The organism is Streptococcus mitis (assembly GCF_047463435.1).
Classification (GTDB): domain Bacteria; phylum Bacillota; class Bacilli; order Lactobacillales; family Streptococcaceae; genus Streptococcus; species Streptococcus mitis_DS.
Window position 1 is genome coordinate 1 of the sequence record NZ_JASHDW010000021.1, and the last position, 13,323, is coordinate 13,323.

The 13,323-nt window shown below is 40.0% G+C and carries 9 protein-coding genes; 2 read left to right on the top strand and 7 right to left on the bottom strand.

Translation table 11 applies throughout. From position 1 onward, the window contains the following. Positions 1–94, top strand: a 94-nt coding sequence (locus QM843_RS09640; RefSeq protein ID WP_414261305.1) for an IS3 family transposase, incomplete at its 5' end; no start/stop codon positions are given. A gap of 53 nt (positions 95–147) precedes the next feature. Here the strand turns inward: QM843_RS09640 and asnS are convergent. The 5 genes from asnS to QM843_RS09665 all read right to left on the bottom strand — a co-directional run bounded on the left by asnS (position 148) and on the right by QM843_RS09665 (position 5,077). After that, positions 148–1,491 carry an asparagine--tRNA ligase gene (asnS, locus tag QM843_RS09645; protein WP_020903470.1) on the bottom strand — a complete coding sequence of 448 codons (1,344 nt, stop codon included), beginning with the start codon at positions 1,489–1,491 and terminating at the stop codon, positions 148–150. Between the two features lie 19 nt (positions 1,492–1,510). Further along, a complete protein-coding gene (locus QM843_RS09650) occupies positions 1,511–1,876 on the bottom strand; it encodes a VOC family protein (RefSeq protein ID WP_261063151.1) in 366 nt (121 codons plus the stop codon). Further along, positions 1,869–3,056, bottom strand: coding sequence for a pyridoxal phosphate-dependent aminotransferase (locus QM843_RS09655; RefSeq protein WP_414304842.1), 1,188 nt, complete (start codon positions 3,054–3,056; stop codon positions 1,869–1,871). Before QM843_RS09655 ends, QM843_RS09650 begins: the two co-directional genes overlap by 8 nt. Continuing rightward, positions 3,053–3,541, bottom strand: a complete 489-nt coding sequence (locus tag QM843_RS09660) for a cell wall elongation regulator TseB-like domain-containing protein (RefSeq protein WP_261202517.1) — start codon at positions 3,539–3,541, stop codon at positions 3,053–3,055. The genes QM843_RS09655 and QM843_RS09660 overlap by 4 nt, the downstream gene beginning before the upstream one ends. Before the next feature lie 339 nt (positions 3,542–3,880). Next, the gene (locus QM843_RS09665; RefSeq protein ID WP_414304841.1) at positions 3,881–5,077 is read right to left on the bottom strand and encodes an MFS transporter; all 1,197 of its coding nucleotides are present in this window, start codon (positions 5,075–5,077) and stop codon (positions 3,881–3,883) included. A gap of 392 nt (positions 5,078–5,469) precedes the next feature. Between QM843_RS09665 and QM843_RS09670 the strand changes: the two genes are divergently transcribed. Continuing rightward, a complete protein-coding gene (locus QM843_RS09670; RefSeq protein WP_414304840.1) occupies positions 5,470–6,015 on the top strand; it encodes an NADPH-dependent FMN reductase in 546 nt (181 codons plus the stop codon). A gap of 124 nt (positions 6,016–6,139) precedes the next feature. Here QM843_RS09670 and QM843_RS09675 read toward each other — a convergent pair whose 3' ends face one another. Both QM843_RS09675 and QM843_RS09680 read right to left on the bottom strand, forming a co-directional pair. Next, a complete protein-coding gene (locus QM843_RS09675) occupies positions 6,140–10,015 on the bottom strand; it encodes a mucin-binding protein (RefSeq protein ID WP_414304839.1) in 3,876 nt (1,291 codons plus the stop codon). Positions 10,016–10,165: 150 nt separating this feature from the next. After that, a partial coding sequence (locus tag QM843_RS09680) for a mucin-binding protein (RefSeq protein ID WP_414304838.1) occupies positions 10,166–13,323 on the bottom strand: 3,158 nt, incomplete at its 5' end.

A 13,323-nucleotide genomic window follows, 5' to 3' on the forward strand; every position in this document is an offset into this window, starting at 1 on the left:
TGTAGACTATATTGATTACTACAACAACAAACGAATTAAGGTAAAACTAAAAGGACTTAGCCCTGTACAATACAGAACTAAATCCTTTGCTTAAATTAATTGTCTAACTTTTTGGGGTCAGTACACCTTTTACTGTGATTTTTTTATTTACGGTTTGATACGGTGTAACATACGTGGGAATGGAATAGCTTCACGGATATGTTTTGTTCCTGCTGCGAAGGTCACCATACGTTCGATACCGATACCAAATCCTCCGTGTGGTACTGTACCGTATTTACGAAGGTCAAGGTAGAATTCGTACTCTGTGCGATCCATACCAAGTTCATCCATCTTAGTCACAAGGGCATCGTAGTCTTCCTCACGCATAGAACCACCGATGATTTCTCCATAGCCTTCTGGAGCGAGCAAGTCTGCACAAAGCACGCGCTCTGGATTTCCAGGAACTGGTTTCATGTAGAAGGCCTTGATAGCTGCTGGGTAGTTCATGACAAAAGTTGGCACACCAAAGTGGTTTGAGATCCAAGTTTCATGCGGTGAACCAAAATCATCACCATGCTCAAGATGTTCGTAGTCAGCGTCTTCATCATTTTCATGCTCTTGCAAGAGGTCAATAGCTTGATCGTAAGTGATGCGTTTGAATGGCTCTGCAATGTAGCGTTTCAAGAGCTCTATATCACGTTCCAATGTTTCCAAGGCTTGAGGTGCACGATCAAGAACACCTTGAAGAAGAGCTTTTACATAAGCTTCTTGCAAGTCAAGTGACTCATCGTGAGTCAAGTAGGAGTATTCTGCATCCATCATCCAGAACTCAGTCAAGTGACGGCGTGTTTTTGATTTTTCAGCACGGAATACTGGACCAAAGTCAAAGACACGACCAAGAGCCATAGCCCCTGCTTCTAGGTAAAGCTGACCTGATTGGCTCAAGTAGGCTGGCGTTCCGAAGTAGTCTGTTTCAAAGAGTTCTGTTGAATCTTCTGCCGCATTTCCTGAAAGGATTGGGCTATCAAACTTCATGAAACCGTTCTTGTCGAAGAACTCATAAGTTGCGTAGATGATAGCGTTACGAATTTGCATCACCGCTACTTGCTTACGAGAACGGAGCCACAAGTGACGATTGTCCATCAAGAAGTCTGTTCCGTGTTCTTTTGGTGTGATTGGGTAGTCTTGAGATTCACCGATCACTTCGATGTCTGTAATATCCAACTCATAGCCAAACTTAGAACGTTCGTCTTCTTTGACAATTCCTGTCACATAAACAGAAGTTTCTTGGCTCAAGCGTTTGATAACATCAAACTTCTCAAGTCCCACTTCTTCACCAAATTTTTCTACAAAGTTTGGTTTAAAGGCCACACCTTGGAAGAAGGCTGTTCCATCACGCAATTGCAAGAAAGCAATTTTTCCTTTTCCTGATTTGTTGGCAACCCAAGCGCCAATCGTCACTTCCTGACCAACATAGTCTTTTACATCAATAATCGTTACACGTTTTGTCATTATTTTTCCTTTTTCTTTTTTATTCTTTATGGCAAACCACTTCTATATTGTTCCCATCTGGGTCAATCACAAAAGCAGCGTAGTAAATCGGTTGCTCACTGCGATAACCAGGAGCCCCATTGTCTCGCCCACCTGCCTCTAAGCCAGCCTCATAACAAGCTTGAACCTCTTCCTTATTTTCTGCTAAGAAAGCAAAGTGAATAGGATCTTGTGTCCCCTGAGCCAGCCAAAAATCACCACCAGGATGAGGGCTATTTGGGGCAAGAAAACTGATTAGAGAAGTAGTCTTAAAAGCTAATTTATAGCCCAAAGGAGCGAGAAATCTCCTATAAAATCCTTCTGAAATTTGTAAATCCTTTACCTTAATTTCAAAATGATCAATCATTCTCACTCCCCATAAATTCTTTCAAGCGTTTAACTGCTTCTTTAAGCGTATCTAGGTCTGTCGCATAGCTGAGGCGCACATTTTCTGGCGCTCCGAATCCTGCTCCTGTGACCAAGGCAACTTCGGCTTCTTCTAGGATAGCAGTTGTAAATTCTGTCACATCCGTATAGCCTTTCATCTCCATGGCTTTTTTAACATTTGGGAAGAGATAGAAGGCACCTTGCGGTTTGACCACTTCAAATCCAGGCACCTCAGCAAGAAGGGGATAGATGGTGTTTAGTCGTTCCTCAAAAGCCTGACGCATGTTTTCTACAGTATCTTGCTCACCTGATAGAGCCTCAACTGCTGCATACTGAGCTACTGCTGACGGATTGGAGGTTGTTTGACCTGCAATCTTAGACATGGCAGCGATAATGTCTGTTTGACCGACGGCATAGCCAATCCGCCAACCTGTCATAGCATAGGTTTTAGACACACCATTGATGACCACTGTTTGCTTGCGAATCGCTTCTGATAGACTAGAAATCGGTGTGAACTCATGACCATTATAAACCAAGCGGCCATATATATCATCTGCTAGGATGAGAATGTCATTTTCTACAGCCCAGTTTCCGATTGCCAAGAGTTCCTCACGGGTGTAAATCATACCTGTCGGATTAGATGGTGAATTCAGCACCAAAACCTTGGTCTTGTCAGTGCGAGCCGCTTCTAACTGCTCTACAGTCACCTTAAAATGATTGTCTTCCTTAGCAGGAACAAAGACAGGAATCCCTTCAGCCATCTTGACCTGATCTCCATAGCTAACCCAGTATGGGGTTGGGATGATGACTTCATCACCTGGATTGACCACTGCCATAAAGAAGGTATAGAGAGAATATTTGGCTCCTGCAGCGACTGTCACTTGATTTGGCGCTACAGAATAGCCATAAAAGCGCTCAAAGTAGCTATTGACCGCGGCCTTAAGTTCTGGCAGACCTGAGGTTACTGTATAAAAAGAAGCACGCCCATCTCGAATCGATGCAATGGCGGCATCTTGGATATTTTTGGGAGTAGTGAAATCTGGCTCACCCAAGGTTAGAGACAAAATATCTCTTCCCTCAGCCTTCAGCGCTTTTGCACGGGCTCCAGCAGCCAAGGTCACACTCTCTTCCATTTCTAAAACACGGTTGGATAGTTTCATAGGCCCTCCTTATTGACCAATGCTCCTGTTTCAAAATCTACTAGATAAAAATCAGATCCTGACTTGACTTCCCAGATTGGCTTGTCTTGATAACGGCCAAAGGTAATCTTGTCAATCTCGCCAGCTCCTTTTTCCTTAGAAAGAGCTTCTGCTTTTTCTTGTGAAACACCCTGATTTAGCCGATAAACGTAAATCTTATGGTCATCTTTTCCAATCAGGACAGCAAGTGCTTCTTGTTTTTTATTACGACCAAGAACGCTATAATAAGATTCTAAGCCATTGTATAAGTCAACCTGATCAGCCTGCTCTAATCCTGCATACTGCTGAGCTAATTTTTCTCCTTCACTTTTAGCTGTTTGATATGGTTTCATACTCAGAAACACTAGATACAGAAAGGAAGCACTGATAACCACAAACAAAATCGTCATCCCTAGACCATACTGCCACAGTAGATTATTTTTTGCTTTGTTTTGTCTTTTTTTCACTCGTCTATTTTACCATCTATTAAGCTTTATTACAAGTGAATGCAAGAATACTCTTCGAAAACCTCTTCAAACCACGTCAGCTTCTCCTTGCCGTAGATATGGTTACTGACTTCGTCAGTTCTATCTGCAACCTCAAAGCTGTGCTTTGAGCAACCTGCGGCTAGCTTCCTAGTTTGCTCTTTGATTTTCATTGAGTATAAGAAACCAATTCTATTTCTCCCTTCAAAGCAAACCGATTTTTCTTGATTAAAACCGATCAAGAAAAGTAAAGACAGCTCCAAAATCAACCTATTAAAAAACCTGAGCTTGGCACTCAAGTTTTCGTAAGTTTTTTTTGATCTATGGAATCACTTTAGCATCCATTCTTTTAGCCATTTTTCCTAAAAAGATAGCTAATAAAAGGCTAATCATGACTAAAAAGAATCCTAGATAAAGAAATGTTACTACAAAGCCTAAATGGTCAATCAACCAGCCTGTCAGTGGGAAGAAGACAATCATACTCAGGCTAAACATCATAGAGTAGACACTCAGCATGGTTGCCCTTACTTCACTTGGGAGCCGCTCTTGCAAATCATTGTCAAAAATCGGCTGAAACAGAGCATATAGAGCATTACTAATCAAATAAATCAAAATATAGATTAGAGGTGTTCCAAAGTAGGACAACATATAGGTGACGCCAGTCAGCAGCACGAGGACAGGGAAAAGCTTCAAGGCAGCATATTTCTTTCCAATCTTACTCGCTAGATATACTGCGACGATATTTAAGAGACTACCAAGTAGCATAACTGCTGAAATTTGCCAACCACTTAAATCTGGTAACTGATTTTGATAGTAAAAATAAAACATGCACATGAGTACTCCGACAATCTGAGACAAAATCATCCAGTTGAAGAGCATGGGATTTCGCTTCAACTCATCCTTAACAGTCCAAATAATCTGTTTCATGGTCACACTATCAGCTTTTTCTAGCTTGACACTAGGTTCTTTCAGCATCCAAATCAGGAAAAGAACTATGATAGAAGTGGCAATCATGATATAGTAGGTCAGGTGCAATTGACCATGGACAAAAAATCCTGCCAACACTGTCCCCAAAGATCGAGTTCCTTCTGCTACTCCTGACATAAAACTTGAAATGGATAGATAGCGCTCCTTCAGTCCAGCATCCACGGCTGAATCATAAACCATTGCTGCGCTTGTTCCTGAATCAAAATTATAAGACAAGGCACTCACCGCCATAGCTAGGGCATAAATCCAAAAATTTCCCTGCCCAGCCAACATAAGAATAGAAGACACAATCCCTGCTATTCGACTTAAATAAAGATTGGTCTTATAGGAATAACGGTCAGCTAACATACCAGATGGAATTTCACAGAGAAGACTGGTCGTATGAAAAATACTCTCCAAAAGTCCAATCTGCCAAAGAGACATTCCATTTTGACTGAGAAAGAGAATCCAAAAACTGGTAATCCCTAAAAATGCAAAAAACTCAACCCCGGCCATCAGGCCAATATTCTTCCGATAATTTCTTATTAACATCTTTTCTCCTTTAACAAGTGTATTATTATTTCTTTTGTCCGTCACTTGTTAATCTGTGCCTTACATGATCTCCACCCCTTTTTAGAAGCATTCTTCAATGCCATTATTATTCCTTTAATTATTTATGAAATGATACCGGAAAATAGCCGTTCTGCGGTTTCTATTGCGAGTTTTCTTGTTTATTTTAGCACTTATGTCATCATATTACAAGAGAATATAGGAATGCTCTGCGAAAACCAAATGCATTTCAGTCGCAAGTGACTAGAGTTTCTGTAATTTTATCGTTTTCAAATTAACTCTGAGCAAATTTCTTGCAAGTCCTTTTGTTTTGTTGTAATATATTTTATGACAACGAGAGGCTTCTCGGAAATTTAAGAAAAAGGAGACACATCATGTCTAAAAAAGTATTATTTATCGTCGGATCACTACGTCAAGGTTCTTTCAACCACCAAATGGCTCTCGAAGCTGAGAAAGCACTTGCTGGTAAAGCAGAAGTTAGCTACCTCGATTATTCAGCCCTTCCTCTCTTTAGCCAAGATTTGGAAGTTCCAACACATCCAGCTGTAGCTACTGCTCGTGAAGCAGTTCTCGCTGCGGATGCTATCTGGATCTTCTCTCCAGTCTACAACTTCTCTATCCCTGGAACAGTGAAAAACTTGCTTGACTGGCTATCTCGTGCCCTTGACTTGTCTGATACACGTGGCGCTTCTGCTCTTCAAGACAAGTTTGTCACCGTATCATCTGTAGCCAATGCAGGTCACGATCAACTTTTCGCTATTTACAAGGACCTCTTGCCATTTATCCGTACACAAGTAGTTGGTGATTTCACTGCTGCACGTGTCAATGACTCTGCTTGGGTAGACGGAAAATTGGTTCTTGAAGAATCAGTCCTAAATTCACTTGAAAAACAAGCTCAAGACTTGATCGCAGCGATCTAGTAAAAAATAGAAAATTTTAAGAAGTCTTTAATATAAAAATGAGTAACTTTTGATGTAAAGTTGCTCATTTTTTGTGCTATTTAGTACTATCCTACTTGTTAAATCTGTATTGACACTTTTTTATTTAGCGATGTCTTCTAGCATGACCACGAGTTCCTGGTCCAGTTCTAATTGGTTTAACTTGTTTACCTGGACGTGAAGGAACATGGTGTACTGGTCCATGATGAGGTCTCGTTAAATGCGGTTTAGGCTGAACACTTGGTTTTGGATGAGTAACAATTACGTTTGGTTTTGTAACCACTCCGACCACATGAGTATGGCTAGTAGTGCCAGTATGAATGACACTTGTCACCTCTGAATGAGTTTCGGTTTCATTTGTTGTGATAGTGACAATTGGTGTTGTTGGACCCGCTGTTGCTGCATTTGAGGTAACAGTGGTTGTCGTTGTAGTTGTAGTCGTAGCCGTTCCACCAGGAACAGGTTTTGTTTCTGTTTTCTTATTAACAGATGTTTGTGAAGAAAAATCTGTTGGTTTAATTGCAGCCAAGGCTTCAGCTGGAGTTAAGCTAGGTTTTGAATCAGTAGTCGCTACCGGTTTTGGTTGAACTACAGGTGTTGGTGTAGCTGGAGTAGATACTGCCGGTTTAACCGGTGTTACCGGTGCTGGTGCTACTGGTTTTACTGGAGCAACTGGTTGTGGTGTGGCAACAGGCGCTGGAGTTGCTGGTGTCGAAACTACTGGTTTGACTGGTGTTAATGGTGCTACCGGTTTTGGTTGAACTACAGGTGCTGGCTTAGCCGGAGTTGACACTGCTGGTTTAACCGGTGTTACTGGTTTGACCGGTACAACAGGTTTTGTAACAATTGGTGATGATGCAACAACTGGATTCGGAACGTTCAAAACTGGTTTGATAGAAATTCCATTACCTAGACTAGAAGGAGTTGCTGCAATAGTTGTTACTCCTTGTGGAGTGACATTTGGTTTATGAACAGTCGTATCCACTGACGCTACTGGTTTATCATCAATTCTTGTGATTTTCCAATTATCATAAATAACTGCACCAGTAACGAGGTTAACTCTCGCTACTCTTTCAAAAACTACAGAACGAACTACATCTTTGAAAGCTTGTTTACCATCTTTTTGGTATTTGTAGTGAATCGTCTGCTTGGTCATTTTTCTCAGTGTATCTAAGTTTTCAACCGATTTAGGCCAAACAGGTGTCAATGCGTCTCCTACTACTAATGGATTTCCAGCAATTGGTTTAGGATCATCTGCTGTGACAGTCACAACTTTTTCGATTAATTGAACTGAGAATACTTGATCAGTTTGTTTTTCACTGTCAAAGCGTTTATCATTAGCATTTGCAAAACCATCATGTACTAATTCATATCCTTGTTTTAGGTATTGATTAATACGATTTTTTGAATTATAAGCAATTGTTTCACCTGGAAGACCAACAACACTGTCCACATTTCCTAAAACCTTAGGACTTGTTTCTGTTTGATTAAGGTATTTAACATACGCCTTTTGTTGAGCAACATAATCATAAACAACATGGATATCAGCCTGTGTCAAATGTCCCTTACTATTAGCAGGTGTTTGCGACAAGACATATACCACACCATCTTTTTCGAAACGCTCAGGAACTTTAGCAGTCACATCATAGTTATTTCCCAATAAGTTAATGAGATTTGAACTCTTATCATGTGGTGTATTGAATGTTTCTAAAATAGCTTGACTTGTTTTATCACGATATTGAATATCAACTTTACCAAATTTAGCTTCTTCGTACACAGCTACCACGTTAGCTTGAGCTCGTGTAATCGTACCAGATGTCTTCGTATTGCTATAAAAACGATCATTTTGTGCGTACTCTTTGAAGACATAATATTTACCATTTGGTGAATGTAATAGATAAGGTGCTGTGATAGATGTTGTTTGAATTCCTTTGTTTTCTTGAACTTCTGTCTCAGTTGTATTTCTCTCCAAAGTAGCTACATAGCTAGTATCAATTTTGGTAGATGGTCTTACAGTAGTGAATTTATCTTGAAGTATACCTCCATTTTCCACCGCTGCAATGGCAGGAAGAAGCATTTTCCCTTGAGTATCAACGAAGCGAACAGCTACATCTCCATATACAAGGCGTCCATCTGTTCTTACCATATCTGGGTTGGCAATTTTCCAGTCAGAGTCAGCAGCTTGTTCGTATTGGTCTGTAAGATTTTTACCTTTGGCATCAACAACTGTCAATGTCCCTGGAACATTTGATTTAAAACCATTTCTAGCTTCATTCAGATAATTAACTGTGTGACTTGTCGGAACACGGTCAACTCCAAAGTCTTTTGTACGTAATACATAGGTTCTTCCAGCCAACATCTTTCCAGAAACGAGTTCAAAGGTTAATTCATTATCAGCAGCCTTAAGAATCTTAAATTTTGCATGTTGACCTGGTTCTTCACGAGGCGCCTCCAAAATAACATTATGACGATTTACCCTTGTTCTTGATGTATCAGGGCTAGTATTTATCATTTCGACATTGTGGGCACCACGTTCAACAAATTCACCGACAGTAGCAAACTTATTGAATTCTGTATCATTGATACGAACGGTGAAACGGGTCCCTGCACTAAAGTTTGATTTCCATGTTCCGATACGAAGAGTGCTGTTATATGTTTTGATACTACCATCATCATCCAACATAACATCACCTGTGAAGTTAGCTGTAGCTGGTGTATCATAAACTTTAGGTGCTCCTATATCTGTTTTAATCACAGTGTAATTCTTAGTGACTACATTTTGACCATTAACTGAAATAACACCAGTTACAGACTTATCCACGTTCACTCGAGGATAACGAATTCCACCTCTGTATTGAAGTTCAAAAGTAACATCATCTAAGCGTTCAATTTCGTCAGTAAAACGGTATGTTGCTTCAATATGACTCCCTTTGTCAACTAAATCCCATGATTCTTTTGTGTCCAAAGCAACGTCACGATCTCCACGTGAAGCCCAGTATGAAAGGCTTCCAGCTTTGGCATTATCATTTTTCTGAACCAGACTCACTCGTTCTGCAAATACTTTACCTTCAGCAACCAATTTTTGAGGAAGATTATTGTCTTGCGGTAATTCCTTCAAACCAATTGTGAAGATATCCCCCTTATGATAGGCACCATTTTTAAATTTTAATTGGAAACGATAATCAGCAATACCTGTTGAAGTCACACGATCCGCCATATCGATTGTACCACTGGCAATAATATTTCCATTATCGATAGCTACATCTTGTGTTTGAGTTGGCGATAGACTAGCGCTAATTTTCTTGCCGTGTCCTGCACGTTGCAACTCAGTATATACTGTTTCAATAGCTGAATACAGTTGGTTTAATTGAGTCTTAAGATTTTCTGCACTAACATATGAATCTTTCAACAAGGATTTTGATTGTGAAATCTGAATTGTTGCTGCCTTAACAGCTTCTTGAACCAAGGCTTTTTCTTCAACTTTACGATCTGCTTCTTGAGCATAACGAACAGCAACTTGATTTAAAACTTCTGCTTCTGATACAACCTGTTCCAAGGTAGTTTTTTCGACTGATTTTTCTTCCTTTACCTTCTCACTTGAAGCAGGTGAAGTATTTTTTTCTTCGCTGGGTTTTACATCTTTAAAAATTAATTCTTTTGAGTCAGAATTTTTTGTCTCAGCTGCCACTTTAGACTCTGCTTCCTTCTTTAGAAGGGCATTGACATCTAATTCTTCTTTTTCCAAAACTGGAGCTTGAAGAGTTGAAGATAATTCTGCTATTTTTTCCTCAGATTTCTCTTGCTTGGTCTCTTCTGGTTTTTCAGAGACTTTTTGCTCTTCTTTTTCAGTGCGATGTGAATCTACTTTCTGTTCATCTGCACTCACATTTGAATAAGTACCAAAAACCATCAAGGCAGCTACAGCAACAGATACTGCACCAAAACTTGATTTTCTAATGGAATACTTGTTTACCTTATTCATTTGATTCCGTTTTACTCTTGAATACATATATTTTCTCTCTAACTTTTTATGATAAAAAAGAGAGTGGAATTGATGCTGTATTGACATACATTCTCACTCCCTAAAACACTACACTTCCAATATTTTGTTGTCTAGAGTTTTATTTTGATTTTATTCATCTCGTTTTGCTTTTCCAACTAAACTGAATCCAGCAAATAGGCCAAGTACTCCTAGAACTTGAGCCATACCAGAAGAGTGACCCGCAGTTTTTGGAAGTTCTTTTTCCTCCTCTTTTGGAGCTGAGTTTGGAGTTGGAACTGCTGATGGCACTTTTGGAGCTGGGGTCGAGGTTGGAACTGGAGTTGGCGTAACTTGTGGAGTTGGGGTTGGAGTCGGAATTGGAGTTGGGGTCGGTACCGGGGTTGGAGTTGGAACCGGAGTTGGGGTCGGTACTGGATCCGGCGTAACTTGTGGGGTTGGGGTCGGAGTCGGAATTGGAGTTGGCGTAACTTGTGGAATTGGTTGAATATTTCTATACGTTACAGTTACAACTTGATTTTCAGTTTCTGCTGTAATTCCTTGAACCGCAACCACTTTAGCAAGATCAGGATTATATCCTGCAATACTTGGAGATACCACTTCGTCAAAACTTGTCACTCCATCTTCAGAAACCCAAGATGTACTTGTAGTCTTACCTGTTACATTATCAATACTTAACATACGTGAAAAGCTTACTTGATCATGGTGATCTTCACTTGCTTTTGTACCATCTTCAAATACATAATGAATCGTTCTTTCCACAAGTTTTGGAGTATCTTTTTTAACAGTGATCTTATGTTTCAATAGGACTGTATATTCTTGAACTTTTGTTTCATCTGTATCAAAAGTTGCATCCGCAGGGAAACCATCTTCCTGTAATAAGTACCCTTTTTCAAGCAACGATTTCAAAACAGTTTCTGTCGTATAGGCAATCTTTTCTCCTGATTTACCAGTAATATTGTCTGTATGAACGACTTCATTCTTGTTATCAACATCTATGTAACGAACAACTGCAACTTGTTCTGTCTTGACGTAAGTTACTTTTGTATCTTCACCTGGATTTTCAGGTGTAACACTTGTACGCTCTGGTTTGTAGCCTACAATTTCAGGTACTGCTGTTTCTCCAGCTTTACGAGGATCATTTGCATCATTCAGGTATTGTGGTTGAGGAGCATTTGCAATTACATTTCCAGAAGCATCTACTGGAATGATTTTACCCAAAACTTTATATGTAACTGTATCTGTTGCTTTTGGTAAATCTGGCGTAACTGTCTTAGCACCAGCTTCTGCTTTATCAGCGAAATACCCTATCACAACTGGTACTTTAACTGTTCCATAGGTATGGTCCTTATTTTCCCAAGTTGTTTCTTTAGTCGCTTCATTATATGATCCCTTGAAGACAAAATCATTTTGCACATTATCTTTAGGAGTTGCAGAACCTGCCCCAGTAAAGTTTACAGTTTGTTCAGTTTCCTTAGTTAATGAATCAATAATTTCGTTATATGTTACAAAGGTATCTTTTCCGATGCGATCAGGATCAGATTCGTCATTTGGATCAACTGTTCTATCCGTTATGCTATATCCCCAGACATTTGGTTGTTCTTTATGGAAAGCATAAAAATGTGGTGCATCTGGTATCTTTGTAATGCCTGCTCTAGTAGCGTCATTAGGATCGTTATCATAATACTTATATAGTGCATCGTCAATATTTTTAACGACCTCACCTTCGGCATTTATATATTGACCTTTTTCATTAACTGCAACAATGCGTCCCATTTCTTTCAAGTCAACATTAACTTCTGTATCTTGAGGAGAATTTGGATTAACCTCCATCGTCCCTACTTTATTCACAGTAGCATAGTATTTTGGTGTAATAGGAGTTCGTACAGCTTTGAAGACAGCATTAACAGATGAATCCGCTTCTGAATTATTTGAAGTAGTTGATTCCGCTACAGCAGCACGTTTACCTCTTGATGAACGGCGTACAGAACGCTCACCATTTTCAGTCACAGTTAAGCCTACTGGAGACACTTGAGAATTATTAACTTGTGTAGCTAAAAGATTCTCTGAAACTGGAGCTACTTCTGACAAAGCTCGTCTGCTTCTAGATGATCTAGCAACTCTTGATTCACCATTATTCGTAACTGATGGTTGAGATGCTACTGGAGCTACAACATCTTGGTTCTTAATTCCAGTAATCTTCCATTGTTCATAATGGATATCACCAGATACCAAATTCACAAGAGCATTTCTTTCATAGCTGATATGTTGATCAATTGTTCCATATGCAGCTTTTCCATTTTTAAGGTAACGGAAGTTAATACGGCGACTTATTGTTTGAGTCAATTTCTCCATTCTCTCAACAGTGCCTGGCCAATTTGGTGTATTTGGTTGTCCCGGATTGACTGGGGTGTTGGGTTGCGGTTTAGGATCTTTCGGTGTTACACGTTCGATACGTTCTGAAAGGGTTACAGTGTAGACTTGGTCACGTGCTGTATCGTAGTCATAAACCTTCGCACCACCTGATGTGAATTCATCGCTGACAAGGTTATAGCCTTGTTTCTTGAATTCTGTGATTTGACTTGTTGTGCTGTAGGCAATGGCTTCACCTGACTTACCTGTCACTTCATCTGTTGTGAGAACACGGTTACCGTTAGTGCTTACATAACGGATAACAGCTTTTTGGGCATCCTTACGATAAGTGACTGTTTCAACACGGTCTTGGTCTTTAGCTTGAACTCCACTTACAGCTGGGATTTCTGATTTATCCGCTGTGTAACCTGCGATAGTTGGAGATACCACTTTATCAAACGTATCATCATTAGTTGTCCAGTCTTGGAAGAAAATTTGACCAGTCACTAGGTTAATACGACTCCAACGTTTAAAGTTCAGTGTTTCAACCACATCATCCTTAGCCTTGCTTCCATCTTCGTAAACGTAATGGATGGTACGGCTAACACTTTCCTTGTTATCCAAATCATGGACACTAGCTGGCCAACGTGGGCTATCTGGTTGTCCTGGATTGACTGGGGTGTTTGGTTGTGGAGTTGGGTTATCTGGGTTAACTGGTTCAACACGTTCTGAAAGGGTTACAGTGTAGACTTGGTCACGTGCTGTATCGTAGTCATAAACCTTCGCACCACCTGATGTGAATTCATCGCTGACAAGGTTGTAGCCTTGTTTCTTGAATTCTGTGATTTGACTTGTTGTGCTGTAGGCAATGGCTTCACCTGACTTACCTGTCACTTCATCTGTTGTGAGAACACGGTTACCGTTGGTACTTACATAAC

What these genes read in the sequence shown, in the direction of transcription:
- asnS (WP_020903470.1), bottom strand. Translation starts at nt 1,491, where the DNA reads ATGACAAAACGTGTAACGATTATTGATGTAAAAGACTATGTTGGTCAG.
- QM843_RS09650 (WP_261063151.1), bottom strand. Translation starts at nt 1,876, where the DNA reads ATGATTGATCATTTTGAAATTAAGGTAAAGGATTTACAAATTTCAGAA.
- QM843_RS09655 (WP_414304842.1), bottom strand. Translation starts at nt 3,056, where the DNA reads ATGAAACTATCCAACCGTGTTTTAGAAATGGAAGAGAGTGTGACCTTG.
- QM843_RS09665 (WP_414304841.1), bottom strand. Translation starts at nt 5,077, where the DNA reads ATGTTAATAAGAAATTATCGGAAGAATATTGGCCTGATGGCCGGGGTT.
- QM843_RS09670 (WP_414304840.1), top strand. Translation starts at nt 5,470, where the DNA reads ATGTCTAAAAAAGTATTATTTATCGTCGGATCACTACGTCAAGGTTCT.
- QM843_RS09675 (WP_414304839.1), bottom strand. Translation starts at nt 10,015, where the DNA reads ATGAATAAGGTAAACAAGTATTCCATTAGAAAATCAAGTTTTGGTGCA.